General features: G+C 65.0%; 19 protein-coding genes and 4 pseudogenes. 1 reads left to right on the top strand and 22 read right to left on the bottom strand.

Annotated features, from left to right (window positions below; all coding sequences use genetic code 11):
• Positions 1 to 4: 4 nt before the first annotated feature.
• From trbK-alt to HK436_RS12670, 9 genes and pseudogenes are all read right to left on the bottom strand, one after another.
• Positions 5 to 391: a putative entry exclusion protein TrbK-alt gene (gene trbK-alt, locus HK436_RS32405; RefSeq protein WP_070154328.1), complete on the bottom strand. Its 387-nt coding sequence runs from the start codon at positions 389 to 391 to the stop codon at positions 5 to 7.
• Positions 392 to 402: 11 nt separating this feature from the next.
• Positions 403 to 1,173 (bottom strand): P-type conjugative transfer protein TrbJ, encoded by a 771-nt coding sequence (trbJ, locus tag HK436_RS12705; protein WP_029660577.1) that lies wholly within the window; start codon positions 1,171 to 1,173, stop codon positions 403 to 405.
• A pseudogene (gene trbE, locus HK436_RS12700) lies at positions 1,170 to 3,622 on the bottom strand (conjugal transfer protein TrbE). The gene trbJ and the pseudogene trbE overlap by 4 nt, the downstream one beginning before the upstream one ends.
• 11 nt (positions 3,623 to 3,633) lie before the next feature.
• Complete coding sequence (locus HK436_RS12695; RefSeq protein ID WP_024350825.1) at positions 3,634 to 3,915, bottom strand: VirB3 family type IV secretion system protein; 282 nt, start codon at positions 3,913 to 3,915, stop codon at positions 3,634 to 3,636.
• A complete protein-coding gene (locus tag HK436_RS12690) occupies positions 3,915 to 4,247 on the bottom strand; it encodes a TrbC/VirB2 family type IV secretion system protein (RefSeq protein WP_024350826.1) in 333 nt (110 codons plus the stop codon). The genes HK436_RS12695 and HK436_RS12690 overlap by 1 nt, the downstream gene beginning before the upstream one ends.
• Positions 4,247 to 5,227, bottom strand: a complete 981-nt coding sequence (gene trbB, locus HK436_RS12685; RefSeq protein WP_024350827.1) for a P-type conjugative transfer ATPase TrbB — start codon at positions 5,225 to 5,227, stop codon at positions 4,247 to 4,249. The genes HK436_RS12690 and trbB overlap by 1 nt, the downstream gene beginning before the upstream one ends.
• Before the next feature lie 171 nt (positions 5,228 to 5,398).
• Positions 5,399 to 5,830, bottom strand: a complete 432-nt coding sequence (locus tag HK436_RS12680) for a hypothetical protein (RefSeq protein ID WP_024350828.1) — start codon at positions 5,828 to 5,830, stop codon at positions 5,399 to 5,401.
• 9 nt (positions 5,831 to 5,839) lie between these two features.
• A pseudogene (locus tag HK436_RS12675) lies at positions 5,840 to 7,824 on the bottom strand (conjugal transfer protein TraG).
• A 25-nt stretch (positions 7,825 to 7,849) separates the two neighbouring features.
• Positions 7,850 to 9,587: pseudogene (locus HK436_RS12670) on the bottom strand (relaxase/mobilization nuclease domain-containing protein).
• Here HK436_RS12670 and HK436_RS12665 point away from each other — a divergent pair.
• Positions 9,511 to 9,762: a hypothetical protein gene (locus HK436_RS12665; RefSeq protein WP_173190134.1), complete on the top strand. Its 252-nt coding sequence runs from the start codon at positions 9,511 to 9,513 to the stop codon at positions 9,760 to 9,762. The pseudogene HK436_RS12670 and the gene HK436_RS12665 sit on opposite strands and share 77 nt — an antisense overlap.
• On the opposite strand, the gene HK436_RS12660 is transcribed toward HK436_RS12665, so the two are convergent.
• From HK436_RS12660 to HK436_RS12605, 13 genes and pseudogenes are all read right to left on the bottom strand, one after another.
• Entirely contained in the window at positions 9,735 to 10,592 is an 858-nt protein-coding gene (locus HK436_RS12660) for a lytic transglycosylase domain-containing protein (protein ID WP_173190369.1), read from the bottom strand. The genes HK436_RS12665 and HK436_RS12660 overlap by 28 nt on opposite strands.
• Positions 10,593 to 10,595: 3 nt before the next feature.
• Positions 10,596 to 10,943 (bottom strand): DUF736 domain-containing protein, encoded by a 348-nt coding sequence (locus HK436_RS12655; protein ID WP_024350832.1) that lies wholly within the window; start codon positions 10,941 to 10,943, stop codon positions 10,596 to 10,598.
• 46 nt (positions 10,944 to 10,989) lie between these two features.
• A complete protein-coding gene (locus HK436_RS12650; protein ID WP_024350833.1) occupies positions 10,990 to 11,535 on the bottom strand; it encodes a S26 family signal peptidase in 546 nt (181 codons plus the stop codon).
• Positions 11,532 to 12,053, bottom strand: coding sequence for a DUF2840 domain-containing protein (locus HK436_RS12645; protein ID WP_024350834.1), 522 nt, complete (start codon positions 12,051 to 12,053; stop codon positions 11,532 to 11,534). Before HK436_RS12645 ends, HK436_RS12650 begins: the two co-directional genes overlap by 4 nt.
• A complete protein-coding gene (locus HK436_RS12640) occupies positions 12,050 to 12,304 on the bottom strand; it encodes a hypothetical protein (protein WP_024350835.1) in 255 nt (84 codons plus the stop codon). Before HK436_RS12640 ends, HK436_RS12645 begins: the two co-directional genes overlap by 4 nt.
• Complete coding sequence (parA, locus tag HK436_RS12635) at positions 12,301 to 12,939, bottom strand: ParA family partition ATPase (protein ID WP_024350836.1); 639 nt, start codon at positions 12,937 to 12,939, stop codon at positions 12,301 to 12,303. The genes HK436_RS12640 and parA overlap by 4 nt, the downstream gene beginning before the upstream one ends.
• 208 nt (positions 12,940 to 13,147) lie before the next feature.
• Positions 13,148 to 14,034, bottom strand: a pseudogene (locus HK436_RS12630) (replication initiator protein A).
• 13 nt (positions 14,035 to 14,047) lie between these two features.
• Positions 14,048 to 14,332, bottom strand: coding sequence for a helix-turn-helix transcriptional regulator (locus HK436_RS12625; RefSeq protein ID WP_024350838.1), 285 nt, complete (start codon positions 14,330 to 14,332; stop codon positions 14,048 to 14,050).
• A 126-nt stretch (positions 14,333 to 14,458) separates the two neighbouring features.
• Positions 14,459 to 14,791, bottom strand: a complete 333-nt coding sequence (locus HK436_RS12620) for a DUF2285 domain-containing protein (RefSeq protein ID WP_234905396.1) — start codon at positions 14,789 to 14,791, stop codon at positions 14,459 to 14,461.
• 115 nt (positions 14,792 to 14,906) lie between these two features.
• Positions 14,907 to 15,215 (bottom strand): transcriptional regulator domain-containing protein, encoded by a 309-nt coding sequence (locus tag HK436_RS33560; protein ID WP_354320922.1) that lies wholly within the window; start codon positions 15,213 to 15,215, stop codon positions 14,907 to 14,909.
• 115 nt (positions 15,216 to 15,330) lie between these two features.
• Positions 15,331 to 15,594 carry a DNA -binding domain-containing protein gene (locus HK436_RS12615; protein ID WP_024350840.1) on the bottom strand — a complete coding sequence of 88 codons (264 nt, stop codon included), beginning with the start codon at positions 15,592 to 15,594 and terminating at the stop codon, positions 15,331 to 15,333.
• 117 nt (positions 15,595 to 15,711) lie between these two features.
• The gene (locus tag HK436_RS12610) at positions 15,712 to 15,954 is read right to left on the bottom strand and encodes a helix-turn-helix domain-containing protein (protein WP_024350841.1); all 243 of its coding nucleotides are present in this window, start codon (positions 15,952 to 15,954) and stop codon (positions 15,712 to 15,714) included.
• Between the two features lie 167 nt (positions 15,955 to 16,121).
• Positions 16,122 to 16,448, bottom strand: coding sequence for a DUF736 domain-containing protein (locus tag HK436_RS12605; RefSeq protein ID WP_024350842.1), 327 nt, complete (start codon positions 16,446 to 16,448; stop codon positions 16,122 to 16,124).
• Positions 16,449 to 17,004 lie beyond the last annotated feature (556 nt).

Genomic DNA, 17,004 nt, shown 5'->3' with positions numbered 1-17,004 from the left:
GATGCTATCGCGCTTCGTTGATCTGTGGCGTGCTCGGCGCGGTCGGCGCGTGATCTTGCGCGTCTGTCCCTCGTGGTTGAGGGCTGAAGACGTCACCGATGGGTGATGCTACGTCCGGCAAGCGCTCGACGGGACGAGAACCGGGCGCGAGAAAGCGGTGTCGGTTCTCGGCCCAGGCCCGGCGGCAGGCGGGGTCTCGCGGACCTTCTTCACCGAGTGCCTGGCAGCGGATGAGCGCGTCGCGCAGGGGATCCGCAGTTTCTTGAGGCGTTCGTCCGGACGACCAAGCCTCAGGCACTTCCTCTTTCCGGGACATCTCGATCGCGGTCGCGGTGACCGCAACCGCGACGAAAATCACGGCGCCCATCCGAGCGACCAATTTGCCGTCCACGGTCGGTCCTCTCAATTGCCGTTCGGGAACATGCGCGCATTGCCCGGCTGGTAGCCGCTGCCGGGCGTGAGAAAGCGACGGCGCTGCTCACGACCCTGTTCCGCCGCTGCGGCGCGCTCGGCTTCGGATAGGCTCTGAGCGCGCCCGTTAGCGGCGACGACGGCGGTGAGGTCGGCGAGCTGTTGGGCCTGCAGTGCGAGCAGTTGATTGCCGGCCTGCGTCGCCTGCAACGCCCCCGTCGCGCCCTGGCTTTGGCCGATAAGCGCTGACATCTCCGTACGGTTGGTGTCGATGTTGCCGACAACACCCGCCTGGACTCGCATAGCGTCCTGCAGACCACCGACAGTGTTCTGCCAGCGCTCCCGCGCCTGTGTGACGAGCGCCTGATCCGAGGCGGACATCGAGGCATTGCCATAGGTGGTCTGGAATGCTCGGTCGATCTGTTGGACGTTAAGGGCTATCCCCTGCGCCTCGCTCAGAAGCTGTTGCGTCCGCTGAACCGACTGTTGAAGCTGCTGAAGCGAAGAGTGCGGGAGGCTGGCAAGATTGCGCGCCTGATTGATCAGCATCTGAGCTTCGTTCTGAAGCTGAGTGATCTGCTGATTCACCTGCTGGAGGGTCCGCGCCGCAGTGAGGACGTTCTGGGCATAGTTCGTTGGGTCGTAGACGATCCACTGAGCGGCAGCCGGGGTGCTGAGGACCGGTGAAAGTGCGAGCGGGACCGCGAGGAGTGCGGCCGTCACGCGCAGTGCGCGACTGTGGGTTTGAATCAGACGTGTCATGGACGTGCCTCCGGGTCTTGTTGATTGACGTTGGTGAGGTCGGTGATCAGGTCGGCAGCCCAGTCGAGTCGGTTGGCCGCCAGCCACTCGGCGAGGAACCCGGTGCCGCTTCGGGCGTGGACGTCGGCGATCATCGCTTGATGCTGTTTGGATGAGGCTGCGCACAGCGCCAGGGCCACATCCGACAGGCCCAGCTCGAACAGGCGATTGCCCCGTCGCGACTGGCAGTAATAGTCTCGCTTGGGCGTTGCCCGCGCGAGGATTTCGATCTGCCGGTCGTTGAGACCGAAGCGGCGGTAAATAGCGGTGATCTGCGGCTCGACCGCGCGCTCGTTCGGCAGGAGGATGCGCGTTTGGCAGCTCTCGATAATCGCCGGCGCTATCGCAGAGCCGTCGATGTCGGAGAGCGACTGGGTGGCGAAGATGACGCTGGCGTTTTTCTTGCGCAGCGTCTTCAGCCATTCGCGGAGTTGTCCGGCGAAGCCGTCGTCGTCGAGGGCGAGCCAACCTTCATCCACGATCAGGAGTGTCGGCCGGCCGTCGAGGCGGTCCTCGATGCGATGGAAGAGATAGGCGAGCACCGCTGCCGCTGCACACCGGTGCCGATCAGACCTTCGGTCTCGAAAGCCTGGACATGCGCCTCGCCGAGATGCTCGGCCTCAGCGTCCAACAGCCGGCCATAGGGGCCGCCGACGCAGTAGGGTCGCAGCGCCTGTTTCAGGTCATTGGACTGGAGAAGGACCGACAGCCCGGTCAACGTGCGCTCGGCGACCGGCGCTGACGCCAACGACGAAAGCGCCGACCACAGATGCTCCTTGACCTCGGGCGTGACCGGCACGCTCTCTCGGGAGAGGATCGCGATCAGCCAGTCGGAGGCCCAGGCGCGCTCGGCGACGTCGTCGATGCGGGCGAGCGGCTGGAGCGACACACTCTCCTCGGAACCCTCAGTCAAACCGCCGCCGAGATCATGCCAGTCGCCCTGCATGGCGAGCGCCGCGGCGCGGATCGATCCGCCGAAGTCGAAGGCGAAGACCTGAGATTGTTGATAGCGGCGGAACTGGAGCGCCATGAGTGCGAGAAGCACCGATTTACCGGCGCCGGTCGGCCCGACGATCAGCGTATGACCGACATCGCCGACGTGGATGGAAAGCCGGAACGGGGTCGAGCCCTCCGTTCTGCCGTAAAGCAGTGGGGGTGCATCGAAGTGCTCGTCCCGTTCCGGTCCCGCCCACACCGCTGACAGCGGGATCATGTGAGCGAGATTCAATGTGCTGATGGGCGGCTGGCGGACGTTGGCGTAGACATGCCCGGGGAGTGAGCCCAGCCAGGCGTCGACAGCATTGATGGTCTCAGTCATCGCCGTGAAGTCGCGGCCCTGAATGACCTTCTCCACCAGCCGGAGCTTCTCGGCCGCGACGCGGGGATCATCGTCCCAGACGGTGATGGTCGCGGTCACGTAGGCTTGGCCGGCATAGTCGGCGCCCAGTTCCTGTAGCGCCATATCAGCGTCAGCGGCCTTGTTGGCTGCGTCAGTGTCAACGAGCGCCGATGCCTCGTTGGTCATCACCTCCTTGAGAATGGCGGCGATCGACTTGCGCTTTGCGAACCACTGCCGCCGGATCTTTGTCAGCAGCTTGGTCGCGTCGGTCTTGTCGAGCAGGATCGCTCGGGTCGACCAGCGATAGGGAAAGGCAAGTCGGTTCAGCTCGTCGAGGATGCCGGGCGTCGTCGCGGTCGGGAAGCCGACGATAGTGAGGATGCGTACGTGCGCATCTCCAAGCCGGGGCTCCAGCCCGCCGGTGAGCGGCTGATCGGCGAGCAAAGCGTCGAGGTACATCGGCGTTTCGGGCACGCGGACGCGATGGCGCTTCGTCGAGATCGTCGAATGCAGGTAGGTGAGCGTTTCGGCGTCATCGAGCCATACGCACTCCGGCATGAAGGCGTCTATCAGGTTGAGGATACGGTCGGTGCGATCGACAAAACTTCGGAGCACTTCGCGCGCATCGACGCCGGCATGGTCCCGACCCTCGTAAAGCCAGGTCTCGGCACGGGCGGCATCCTCGGCCGGCGGTAGATAAAGGAATGTGAGAAAGTAGCTGGATTCGAAATGGGCGCCGGCTTCTTCAAAGTCTGCCTTGCGCTCGGCATCGACAAGCGCCGAAGCGCTGTCGGCAAATGTGCTTGCCGGATATGACACCGCGCCATGGCGCTGCGCTTCGACGAATATGGCCCAGCCGGAACCAAGGCGACGGAAGGCGTTGTTCAGCCGGCCAGCGACGGCGACGAGCTCGGCTGGCACTGCGCTGTCGAGGTCAGGACCGCGAAAGCGGGCCGAGCGCTGCAGGCTGCCGTCTTTGTTGAGGACGACGCCGTCGCCGGCGAGCGCCGCCCAGGGTAGGAAGTCGGCGAGCCGGGTATTCCGATTGCGGTATTCGGCTAGGTTCATCATTGCCCGGCTCCTCACGTTGCCAAGTGGCCGGGGATGCGCAGATGCTTGCGCACGACGTCGACAAATTGCGGATCACGTTTGGCCGCCCAGACGGCGGCGAAGTGGCCGACCGCCCATAGCGCCAGCCCGACCAGCCAAAGGCGAAGGCCCAAGCCAAGCGCGGCGGCCAGGGTGCCATTGAGGATCGCGAGCGAGCGCGGCGCACCGCCGAGCAGGATGTGCTCGGTCAGCGCACGATGAACCGGCACGGAAAAGCCCGGTACGTCCGCGCTATGATCCGCTCCAACGGCCATCAGACAAGCGCCCCGCCGCCGAACGAGAAGAACGAGAGGAAGAAGCTCGACGCGGCGAAGGCGATCGACAGGCCGAACACGATCTGGATCAGGCGGCGCGCTCCGCCCGACGTGTCGCCGAAGGCGAGAGTCAGGCCGGTGATGATGATGATCATCACCGCGATGATCTTTGCGACCGGGCCCTCGATCGATTCGAGGATCGACTGCAGAGGAGCTTCCCATGGCATCGACGAACCGGACGCATGAGCGGCAGGTGCGAGGGCTATGGAAATGAAAGTGACGGAAGCCGCCGTGGCGATGTGACGGCGGATGCGCAGGGCATGCTTGATCATTACCTGTCTCCTGAGATGGACGGAATTGTTGGAGTGACGCAGTAGTCGCCGTCGGGGCCCAGGCCTTCGACGCGGGCAAGCTCGGCAAGGCGGCGCGAGGAGCCGCGGCCGGAGAGCACCGCAACCAGATCAATGGTCTCGGCGATCAGCGCGCGCGGAACCGTGACGACGGCTTCCTGGATGAGTTGCTCCATCCGGCGAAGAGCGCCGATGGCGGTGCCGGCGTGGATCGTGCCGACGCCGCCGGGATGGCCGGTGCCCCAGGCCTTCAGCAGATCGAGCGCCTCTGCACCGCGCACTTCGCCGATCGGGATGCGGTCGGGACGAAGACGCAACGAGGAACGGACAAGATCGGAGAGAGAAGCGACGCCGTCCTTCGTGCGCATTGCGACCAGGTTTGGCGCGGCGCATTGCAGTTCACGGGTGTCCTCGATCAACACGACGCGATCGGATGTCTTCGATACCTCCGCTAACAGGGCGTTCGTGAGCGTGGTCTTACCGGTGGAGGTGCCGCCGGCGACGAGAATGTTCCGCCTATGAAGAACGGCCTGACGCAGTGTTTCGGCTTGGTCGGACAGCATGATGCCAGCCGCGACATAGTCATCGAGCGTGAACACGGCGACGGCTGGCTTCCGGATCGCGAAAGCCGGCGCGGACACCACCGGCGGCAGAAGGCCCTCAAACCGCTCCTCTGTTTCAGGCAGTTCGGCGGAGACGCGGGGCGCCCCGGCATGAACCTCGGCCCCGACGTGATGTGCGACAAGTCGAACTATGCGTTCGCCGTCGGCTGGAGATAGCCGTTCACCGGTGTCGGAGAGACCTTCCGACAACCGGTCGACCCAGAGCCGCCCGTCGGGGTTGAGCATCACCTCGACGATTGCGGGGTCTTCCAGAAACGTGGCGATCGCCGGGCCGAGCGCAGTGCGCAGCATCCGAGCCCCGCGAAGGATCGCCTCCGATTTCTGGTGAGCTGCCGTCACGCTGTCCCCCCCGTCTTTTGCGGGACCGCCGCGGGCGGCCCTGGATCGGGGATGAGTAGAAGAGGCAGAAATCATGGCGTGACAACAACCATCATGTGGCCGTCGTACTGTGGCGTACAAAGACAGGGAAACGGCGGAACGGTCGAATACTTGTGATACGTCAACCAGTGATTATTCCGCGTCGCGCGCGGGGATGTCTTCCGCGATTTCCTGCCTGAGCTTCGGACCTTGCGCGAGTCGTCTGCCGAGCGCGGTCACGAAGGCTTCGTAGCGCTCCGACGCTTTGGCGCGAGCCGCAACTTGCGCCGGCTCCGGCAACGGCGGGTTGGAGGTCAGCCAGAAGCGGATGAACACGGCGAGCGTCTCGACCGATATTCCCAGATCGCGCTCCATGCGCGCCATGCGTCGGTCGAGCTGGTCAAGCCGCTTCGTCGTCGCGGCCTCCTGACGCTCGGCAGCGTCCGGCGAGAGGAATGAAGCGATACCGGCCTCGGCTACCAGTGACAGGGACAGATCGCGCCGGGCAGCATGGGCTGCGAGCGCCTTCATGACGTCCGGGTCGAGATAGACCGACAGCCGCTGCTTCTTCAAAGGTTTGGTCACCCCCGCCTCCTATAGCTCGATGCCATCGCCAGGATCGAGCGATGCCTGCCGAGCGACTTGGCGCATGGTCTGCGTCATGCGGCTGAGGCGCGCAGCATCCTCATCGACGTCGTCGCGAGGATCGATCTCGAATTCGTTGTCGACGATCGCCTTGCGTTCGACTGTTTTGATGCGGCTCAGTTCAGGCTGATGCCGCTGCTCGGAGTCCGTCGGGTCGTCGTCGGCTAGGTTATCTGCCGGAGCTGGCGCACTCAGTACGGGAGGTTCCGGTATGGCGAGCGCGCTCCAATCGTCGGCTCGAGCGCTTGCGGGCTTCGTGAGTGCGGGGGCGTAAGGATGCGCTCCTGAAGCCGACGATCCTCGTAATAGCGTGCCTTCTTTGCGCGGATAGGCGGGATGCCGGCGACCATGACGATCTCGTCTGACGGCGGGAGCTGCATGATCTCGCCCGGCGTGAGCAATTGCCGTGCAGTCTCCGAGCGCGACACCATCAGGTGGCCGAGCCAGGGCGATAGCCGGTGGCCGGCATAGTTCTTCATGGCCTTCATTTCGGTCGCGGTGCCAAGCGCATCCGAAACGCGCTTCGCAGTTCGCTCGTCGTTGGTGGCGAAGCTGACGCGCACATGGCAGTTATCGAGGATCGAGTTGTTCGGACCGTAAGCTTTCTCGATTTGGTTCAGCGATTGCGCGATGAGGAACGCCTTCAGACCGTAGCCTGCCATGAAGGCGAGCGCGCTCTCGAAAAAGTCCAGGCGCCCAAGGGCGGGAAATTCGTCGAGCATGAGCAGCAGCCGGTGTCGATTGCTCTTCGCCTGCAGGTCCTCGGTGAGGCGACGGCCGACCTGATTGAGGATCAGGCGGATCAGCGGCTTGGTCCGGTTGATGTCCGATGGCGGCACCACGAGGTAGAGCGTGGTCGGATACTTGCCTCCAACCATGTCGGCGATACGCCAGTCGCAGCGACGGGTGACCTCGGCCACGACGGGATCGCGATACAGGCCGAGGAACGACATCGCTGTCGACAGCACCCCGGAGCGCTCGTTATCGGACTTGTTGAGCAGTTCGCGGGCGGCGCTGGCGATCACCGGATGTGGACCGGCCTCGCCGAGATGGGCGGTCTTCATCATCGCCGCGAGGGTCGACTCGATCGGGCGCTTCGGATCGGAGAGAAAGGCGGCGACGCCGGCCAATGTCTTGTCGGCCTCTGCGTACAGGACATGCAGGATCGCGCCGACCAGAAGCGCGTGCGATGTCTTCTCCCAGTGGTTTCGCTTTTCGAGCGAGCCTTCCGGGTCGACGAGAATGTCGGCGATGTTCTGCACGTCGCGGACTTCCCATTCGCCGCGGCGCACTTCGAGCAGCGGGTTGTAGGCCGCCGACTTCGCGTTCGTCGGATCGAAGAGCAGCACGCGGCCATGCCGTGCGCGATAGCCGGCGGTGAGCGTCCAGTTCTCGCCCTTGATGTCGTGGACGATCGCCGACCCCGGCCACGTCAAGAGCGAAGGCACCACCAGGCCAACGCCCTTGCCGGAACGGGTCGGCGCGAAGCACAGCACATGCTCCGGACCGTCATGGCGGAGATACTCGCGCTCATGCCTGCCGAGTACGACTCCGTCGGGGCCGAGCAGTCCTGCCGCCTTCACCTCTTCCGGTCGTGCCCAGCGGGCCGAGCCATAGGTCTCGACGTTCTTGGCTTCACGCGCCCGCCATACCGACATGCCGATCGCGACGGCGATGGAGATGAAGCCACCCGACGCGGCGATATAGGCGCCCTCGACAAAGATCGGCGGCGCATAGGCGTCGTAGAAATACCACCACCAGAAGAAGGCCGGGGGATAATAGATCGGCCATCCGGCCAGTTCGAACCAAGGCTGACCGAGCTGGGGCTGGAAGCCGAGACGGTAGGCTGTCCATTGCGTGGCGCCCCAGGTCGTCATCAACACGATCAGGAAAACGGTGAGGATCTGCCCCCAGAGGATTTTCGTCGCCGACATGGCAGGTACTCCTTTCTTGGTGGGGCTACATGCCGAGGCCGCGATTGCGGCCGAAGCTCCAGTCGACGCCGCCGCCCCCGCGCGAGACCCCGGAGACGTGCTGGCCGAGTTGACGTTCGAGGGACGGCGACCAGGGCACGAGCTGGAAGCCGAGCCCGTCGTCGATCATGGCGAAGCGGCCGGAGGCGAGCGCGAAGCGCTGGCGATAGGTGCCCGCCACATACTCGCCCGTTCCGGCCTTCGAGAATGGCCGGCCGGTCTCGGCCGCGAGCTTCTCCCCGAGCGCTTCGACCTCGCGCTGGCGCAAAGTTTCGATCAGCCCCGGCGAGAAGCTGACGCCGCGGGTCTGACGCTCGGCGAGCCCTTGGTGGATAAGATGCTCGGCGCGTCGGTCCATTGCCTGCCGCACCTCCGCGCCAAAGCCGCCTCCACCGAGAGCCACCGGTTCGCGGGCGATAGCCTGCCGGTCGAGCCAGGTGGCGCCGGTCGCATGGACCTGCTGTTCGATATCGAGATCGGATCGAACAGCGAGTGCGACACGGCGGCGGCCCTGCACGTCGTCGAACTTGCGCAGCTCGACGATCGAACCCGGCGCGCTGTCGGCAGCCGCGTCGAGATCGGGGAGCTTAATATGATGGGTTCGCCCGTCGGTGCCGTCGACGACGGCGTAGGCCGTGCCCTTCAGTTCGTCGTCGAGACCGCGATCGACCAGACGCCCGATGACAGGGTCATCGATGCTTTCGCCCGCGAGCACATAGCTCGCGGCGCCACGCTCGATGCCGCGCTCGGTCAGGCCACGATGGATGCGCTTGATGATGTCGCCGCGTTCACCGAGGGCGCGTAGAGTCTTCTCCGCAGTCTCCGACACAACCCATTGACCGGGACCGACCTGATCGGCGAGACCAAGCGTCTCCAGCTTGCGCAGCCTGCCGACCTTCAACGCGTGGAACTCGTCAGGCTTCTGATCGGGACGTGGCGCGAGGTCGACGATGCCGCTGCGATAGCTGTCGCGGGAGATCTGCCGATCGAGATCGGTCCAGCGTTCCGCCTCGACCTGACGTCCGAGGTTACGACGGATCTCCTGCTCGGTGCGGGGCCCCAGTTCCTGGGTGACGAGGTCCTGCGCGCGGGCGCGCATGCCCTCCTTGATGTAGTCGCGGGAGATTACGAGGTCCTGGCTGTCGTCGGTACGTCCCCGCAGGATGATGTGGACATGGGGATTGTCGGTGTTCCAATGATCGACGCCGACCCAGTCGAGCTTGGTGCCGAGGTCCTTTTCCATCTGCCCCATCAGGTCGCGGGCGTATGTCCTGAGGTCGGACATCTCCGTTGCGTCCTCCGGTGAGACGATGAAGCGGAAATGATGGCGGTCGTCCTGGGTTCGCTCAGCGAAGGCCTTGGGATCGGCGTCTCCGGTCTCGGGACCGAACAGCTGGGCCTTCTCCCCGTCGGGTAACACCCTCGCGCCTGAGGTAGCTGAGGTGGGCGCTAAGCGGCGCGGCCTTGGCGGTGTGCCGCACGACGCGCGTCTTGAAAACCACGTTGCGCGACCGGCTGGTCAGGAGCCGGTTGGCCTGCACTGTCGCGCGCTGCCCGCGACCGAACCGCGAGCGATTGCTCTTGGTGATCTGGCCGGATCGCGAGACGCGGCCGCCAGCCCGCTGTGCGGCCGCAAGTGCCTGAGCGATGAAGGGCCGTGCCTGTTGCGCGCGGGTCGAGCGGATGCGGCCAGGCCGGATGCGGAAATCGTCCTCGCCGCTCATCGCCAAAGCTCCGCACATCGCGCAAAGCGAAGGAAACACTTGGAAAAATGGCGAATGCGCAGGCTGCGCCGGCAAGGTGCACCTCGCGCAAATGCGCCATAAGCCCCTGAAAACACACGACCGCACCAAGCCGCACATCGCCGGCTTTTATCTCGCCATCTTTCGGTTGTGCTGACTGCTCCCCCTCCGCAGACTGCCCATCTTCCGCCAAGGCACGCCACGGTACGAACGGGTGCGAACGCGGTCATCGCGGTCCCCGGAAACGCTGCGCGCAACGAAAAGGCCATCGGTGGGCGCAGCGACGGGGCCCTGATCGCGCACCGGTTCCGCCGCCGTGGCGGTGTCCGGCTTGCCGTCAGACTGTAACGGCACGGCAGACTCTCTGCCGGCCGACTGTACGACGAAGAGCGGCGCTCTCGTCCAGGTCAGTGGATCGGCGGCCGCCACCATGACAGGACCGGTCAGTTCACCGCCCCCGACGATGGGGGCGAGCGTCGCGACATAGGCGCGCGTTTCGGCCGGCAATGGGCGGCCGGCGAGATACTCTTCGTAGCGGCCCGGACCCGCGTTGTAGGCCGCCAAAAACCCCGGCGATCCGTAACGGTCGTGCATCTCGCGCAGATATGCAGCACCCGCCAGAATGTTGTCCCGGGGGTCGTAGGGGTTGCCGCCGAGCCGATGCCGGACGCGCAACTCCTCCCACGTGGCGGGCATGATTTGCATCAGGCTCATTGCGCCGGCCGACGAGATCGCGCGCACATCGCCCGCGCTCTCGACGCGCATGACGGCACGTATCCACGTTTCTGGAACGCCAAACCGCTGAGACGCCTCTGCAATGTACGCGCCATAGGGATCGCTGCGTGATGGATGCTCGACCTGCGCCTGCTGGGCGTAGGCAGTGCTCGCGGCGGATCCGGCGAGGACCAGGCCGGAAAGGAGAAGGAGAGCTGCACGTCGGAGGGCGATCCTCCCTCCGACGACAGGTTTGATGCGTGTGGCGGGCATCGTTCAGTCCCGCTCGCCGCGCTTTGGCGGGCGGTTCCAGTGTAGGGCCCAGGCGGACTTGTCGTCGGCCGACTGGAACAGGTTGGCGCGGATCGGATGTTCGAAGGTCGGATCGTCAAGCTGCAGCGAGACGTATTCGCCGGCCTTCTCGCCGGTGCGCTTCCAGCCTGCGCCGATCTCCGCGCCGGTCTCGTTGCTCATGGTGTCGAGCACATGAACGCGATAGTCCGGCGCGTTCTCGGCATCGGACGGCTCGGCCGCGACGACGATGATGTCCTGGTGCAGGGAAAGTGTCGTCAGATGGCCGATGAAGCCATCATTCTCGCGCATGAATTGACCGATCACGGGCATTGGTCGTCTCCTTCAGGTTGCGGTGGACAGGGTCATGGGCTCGCCGTCACCGCGTCGGCGCGCGCCAGACGAAGCGGCCATCGCCGTCCTCGTCGGTGTAGAGAGGGGTGGCCCGGCCGATCACGGCGGTGGCCGGAAGCGGGCCGAAGTAGCGGCCGTCGAGGCTGTCGCGGACCTGCCAGTTCATCAGGAACAACTCGCCAGCTGCGACCAAGCGGCAGCCCTGCCAAACGGGGAGCGGGCGACCGCGACGATCGCGATCGAGGGCGTCGCCGATCGGCACGCCGTCGACCGTGATGGCGAGCCCGGTCCGGCAAACCCGTTGACCCGGGAGCGCGGCGACGCGCTTCAAGAGCGGCACGCCGCGTGGCAGGTAGTCGCCATCGGACAGGAATGTCGCGAGCGGCTCGGGCGCGTCGACCGCCACCAGATCGGTCACGTCGAGGGCGCGCACATCGCCGATCGTGTAGAAGCCGACCGGCGTGCTGGCTGAAGCGTTCCAGATGAGGCGCGGCGCGAATGAGGCGATCGAGGCGAGGCCTAGAAGCGACACCGCCGCCGTTGTGGCGATGGCGTAGGAGAGCCGCGTCATGCGCCGATCTCCTGGCGCAGGAGAAAGGCGCGATGCTGCCGAAGACCATAAGCGCGTGGCGTTTCGCCGACGGTCATTCGGTTGTGGACGTGGCGCCAATGGTCCGGCGAGACCTCGATCGGCTCGATGCCGCGCGCCTCAATGGCGTCGATGAGCTGGAGCATGCGCTCCACCTTCGGCCAGCCGTCGACGCGCAAGAGGATGTCCGCTCCGGGCGTGACGGTCGGCATCGTCTGGCATGGCGCAGCAGGCTCAACAGCGCGCAGGATGTCGAGGCGCGAGAGCACGGTCCCGTGCTCATTCGCGGCCCATCGGACCAGCGCAAAGATGCTTCCCGGAGGGAAGAAGAGGATGCGTCGGCGCCGGTCGAGGATCTGTTCGCGTAGCTCGTGACCGAACCGTATCCAGTGCTCCGTTCGCTTCTCGACCCAAGTAAGTTCGACCTGGGTGAAAGCTTCTGGCGGCGGCTCGGCGGCAGCGCGGCCGACGCGCATTGGCGCGGCGACATGGCCGGTCATGATCCTTCTCCTGACGGGGGTGGGAATTGGCGCTCGAACAGCGCGCGCAGCATTTCGGCGACGGTCTGCCCGCGCTGGAAGGCGGCGATCTTGATGCGGCCGCGCATATCCGCAGTCACGTCGATCGTCAGTCGCGCCGAGAAGTCCTCGCCGGCTTGTGCGCGCGGGGTGTGGCGCTCGGGCGCCTTGATCCAGCTCTCCGGATCGGCCGGACGCGCCGCGAAGCTGCGTTTTGGGGACCGCGCGCTCATGCGCCGATCCTCGCGACTTCCGCCGCGAGCGCGGCGATCTCGCGCGCGCCAGGGCAATCCTCGTCCTGCTCGGCGGCGAGCCGGCCGGTCTGCACGACATCGGCGAAGACGATGCGCTGGCCGATCGTGGTCGAGAGCAAGGGCGGGTCGTGATCCGCGAGCGTTTCGGCGGTCTCGCGCGCCAACACGGTGCGAGCCGCGCACCGGTTCAGCACGAAGCGGGCGGCGAGTTGCGGGCGGTAGATGCGTGCCTCGCCGAGCAGCGAGAGCATTTCGGCGGAGGCCCAGCCATCGAGCGGCGACGGCTGCACCGGAATCATCACGAGATCGGCCGCGAGCAGCGCCGAGCGCATCAGCCCAGCGACGCGCGGCGGGCCGTCGATGACGACATGGTCAACGTCGCGGGCCAACTCCGGCGCTTCGCGGTGGAGCGTGTCGCGGGCCAGGCCGACGACACCGAACAGCCGCTCCAACCCCTCTCGGTTGCGCTGCTGCGACCAGTCGAGCGCCGAACCCTGGGGGTCGGCGTCGATCAGCGTCACGCGCTGTCCACGGCGAGCCCATTCGCCGGCGAGGTGCAGGGCGAGCGTCGTTTTCCCGACGCCGCCCTTCTGGTTGAGCAGTGCGACGATCATGACGGTCTCCCGGCGATCGGGGACTCGTCCACAGCGGCCGAAAAGCACGGTCGCGTTAGAAAGATTCCGTAGGAATCTAGGTTAGATAAGTTACAGGGCTTGCAAGTCGCTGATTCAGCGCGAGGATTCGTCGAATCCGGTCCCCGATAGCACGAGACTTCGGTCCTCGATGGCACGATAGTGCCGGTCCCCGATAGCACGAGACGATTCACAGCTTATCCCCAGGGCGAGTTTTCGAGCGGCGACGGCGGCGCGGAATGCCAAGCGCGTCGGGATCGGTGGGTGCGAAGGACAGGATGTCGGGACCGCCGACGCACCGCTCGATGGTGAGCTGATACCCAGGAGCGGCTGCCGGCGGACGATCTCGCGGAGGTCGTAGGCAAAGTGCTTGAGCGGCGAGAGGCTACCCGACTTTGCATGGAGGTGCGGAAAGTCGAAGCTCCAGCCGAACTCCTGCTTGCCGCCGTGCTTGCGCACCAAGCGGTACAGCCAGCGCTCCAGCCCTCCGGTCAGGCCGAAGTAGTTGCGGTCAATGGTGAGCACCAGCGCGTCGTCGAGCACCGAGCTGTAAAACCAGTCGGGAACGATGAGTTCGAGGCCGAGCGGCCTGCCGCGTTGGTCGGCTCGTTCCTTCCACTCGTTGATCCAGGAGAACCGGTGCATCCGCCGCTCTGTCGGCTGGCGGATCGAGGTCGCGACGGTAGTCGACTGCAGTCGGTCGAGTGCGGCCTTGAGCCGATCGTAATCCCGCAGCGATACGCCGCGGCCGATGAAGTTCAGGATTTCATACGGGGTCGTGGCCATCAGCCGCGATGGCTGGAGCCCCACGTCGCGAGCCTCGACGATCTGTGAGGCGGCCCAGATGAGGATGTCGGCGTCCCAGATCGTCGCCATGCCATGCTCGGGCACTGCCTCGACACGGATCTTGACCGAGCCGGCCTTGAAGTCGATCGGCGCAAGCCGCTTCGACTTGGCGAGGGAGAAGAACGGATAGGCCATCAGGTCCTGCGCATCGCGAGGCGCCAGGTCACCGGGCAGCGCCCGGAAGAGGTCGAGTTGCGCTCGCTCGTCGCTGCGTTGATGGCGGGACGACATCACGGAGACCGGATCAGCGAAGGCCGGAAGTGCCGGCGTTGCGGCCTTGGGAGGCCGCAGCTTTCGCAGGAGCGACGATGCCGCCACGCGGATCCGAGGTGGAGGTCACCAAGCCGCGATCGGCCCACGCCTGCAGGTCGGTCAGCGAATAGACCACCCGTCCACCGAGCTTCCGGTAGGTCGGTCCGGTGCCATATGTTCGGTGCTTTTCGAGCGTGCGCTCCGACAGCCCGAGAAAGCGCGCGGCTTCCTCTGTCCTGAGGTAGCGTGGCGGCATGGGGGCGGCCGTTTCGTCCATGATCGAACCTCCGTGGTTTCGCGGCGCCTGCCTCGGACAGGCGGCGGATTGCGGTCACGGTGGCGCGATTGCGGCGGTCGGCACGATGTCGAAGTAAAGGAGATAAGTTCGACACCCCTTGGGGCGTCAGCGGTCTCGGCGTGGCCGGCGCAAGATCGAACGATAGCCGCCCTGGACGAGCTTCGCGCCGTCTCTAGCCAGGCGAATGGTCGTCTCGCGGATTGCGCTGCCTACCCACGAGGCTGCGTCGTGATCATGTTTGGGAAAGACGGCGTCGGCGATTGCACGATACGTCGCTCCGGATGCCCGACCGTCGAGGACGCGCAGCATTTCGCGCGCCCGCTTTTGTCGGGATCGGGTGATACGCGGATCCGGCGGGACGGTTTTTCCAGCGAGAGCCGCCCAAAAACGAGCCAGCGTGCTCAGGCGGTCGGGCGTAAGCTCATCAAGAAGGACCATGGCCGCGAGACTTCCGGCACCGTCGCGCAGAGAAGCGTCGAAAATTTCGCCCCGGATCTGAAGGCGCAGCATCTCGCCATCGATGCCATTTATGGCCTGCGCCCTGATGAAATCGTCAAGTGAGGGAGGCGTGTGAGCCGTCGGGATTTTGCCGAGGACGACGATCGATGGATCGAAGTGGGCGTCCCAATAGACTGGAGAGACGATTGCAGATGCAGAAGGATCTGCCGGGAAATCGCAACCCCCATCGGGATGTAAACTCCCGGGTCAGTTCTTCGGTGTTGTCGCCTGCCTGGAGGAATTCGTCGTATGATCGCCGGTACTCGGTGTTTCTCCGCAAAAACTCCCAGGCGAGATCTCCGGGAGACAGAGCATCGACATAGTCGTAAGCGGCCTCTGACCGCCAAGAATCTTCTTCAGACATCCTCCACAGCCTCCGCAGTTTTAGCGCGCGAATTGAGCTGCGGACACGATTCCAAGTTGTGTGGGGGCTGGGAATAACGAAGGCGGAGCAACGTGATGCGAAACCTGCATCACGTTCAGTTCACGCGGCCGGCCAGCAAACCGCTATAGCCGTTCTTCGTCATCCACTTTGCGCGCGCGAGATGCGAGCGGTGAACGCGCTCGGCACGCTCGGGCTCGGCGTTGACCGAAATCCCGAAAATCGTCTCGACGACGTCCGCCCAGGAAGCGCCTTGCGCTTCGGCATCCAGCAAACGCAGGTAAAGCTTCACATTGGCCGCGTCATAGGCGGTCGGCGTCGCGCTGCTTGGCGGTTCATCAAGAAATAAGTTTGTAGTCACGGCGTTCCCCGGCGCGGATATCCATCCATACTGGAGCATTTTGTTAACGATGTTACGAGCGAGCTTCTAGCGCAACCCGATGAGAGGGGCGTTTGCGAGTTCGCTCCTCGCGTGCCGTTAGCCTTGCCCTTTGCGATCAACCACCATCACTCCCACACCACGGTCGGAGCTCAGGAACACGACGCCACTCTGTTCGAAAGCGCGCCTAACCTCATCCCGCGTGCTCTCGTACACCTCGAGGCCACTGGCCGACTCGAGGCGCTTGAGGGCGGTCAGAGATACGCGAGCCTTGTCAGCGAGCGTCTCCTGTGTCCAACCCAGCAACGCGCGCGCGGCCCGTGATTGTCGGGCGGTGATCATGCATGATCACCTCCCACTCGGACCTACGCGCACGCCAGAACTACGACTATAATAGTCGCCCTATGCCAGTTTGGCCACCGCAAAGCCGATCGGGGAAACGTCAGCTGATTCGGTTGCCAGAAAGCTGAAAGGCCCCGACCTTCCGGCCGGGGCCTTGCGCGGAGGCCTCAGTCGCCGCGCCGCCCGCTCGGGCGGGACCAGATCAGCGAGAAGGTGTCGCCGTCCTCGTCGTCGAAGAGGTTGGCGTAGATCGGGGCGTTGAAGCTCGGATCGTCGAGCTTGAGGCCGAGATAGTCGCGGCCCTCGTTGGAGCGCTTCGACCAGGCGGCGCCGATCTCGGCGCGGCCCACCAGGACGCGGTGGCTGGGAGCGTTCTCGCCGGTGGCGCGGGTATCGGGGACGATGCGCACGCCCTTGGCCTGGACGCTGAGGGTGACGATTTCGCCGGTGAACTCGTTCGAGTCGGTCTTCTTGAAGGTGCCGATGGTCGCCATTGTAATTCTCCGTTTTCCGTTTCCGAGCCCGCACCATTGCGGCCTCGATGGCGATCGGCAGGCCGGAGGCGGTCGACGGCGCACCCCGAAGGGGCCTGACAGCTTAGGAGGGCTTTCTTGTCTCGCGAGGAATGACGGCGCAGCCGGCAGGGGAAGAAAGTTCGACGCGGCTGTTGTGTCATAGGCGATCGAGGCGAAGCCGTACTTCGGCCAGATCAGGCCATTAAAGAGGCCGTTTGGAGCGGTCTAGGCACGGTCAGATAACGGAGAAGATGGCGACCCTCCCGCATCGGCAAGTTGGCGCAGGGCGTGCGTAGCAGCTTCGTTCCCCATCTACAGGCATCGCTCCAGCATCTCCGTCGACTGCCACCGGGAGCGTCTCAGCCTTCGGTGCACGAACGGATGCGCTGCCGGTGTTGCCCAAAGCGCTCCCCCGCGGGCTGCTTTTCGGGGCGATGAACAATCAGCACCCACCGCTTCATCTGCAACCTCGGAGGCTACGAGGATATGCTTTGTCTTGTGCTGTTCCGATCCGCCGGAACGACTTCGACAAAGA

This window comes from Neoaquamicrobium sediminum (assembly GCF_013240295.1).
Lineage (GTDB): Bacteria > Pseudomonadota > Alphaproteobacteria > Rhizobiales > Rhizobiaceae > Aerobium > Aerobium sediminum.
The sequence above is the reverse complement of the archived record's forward strand: the minus strand, read 5'-3'. Positions and strand labels throughout refer to the sequence as shown.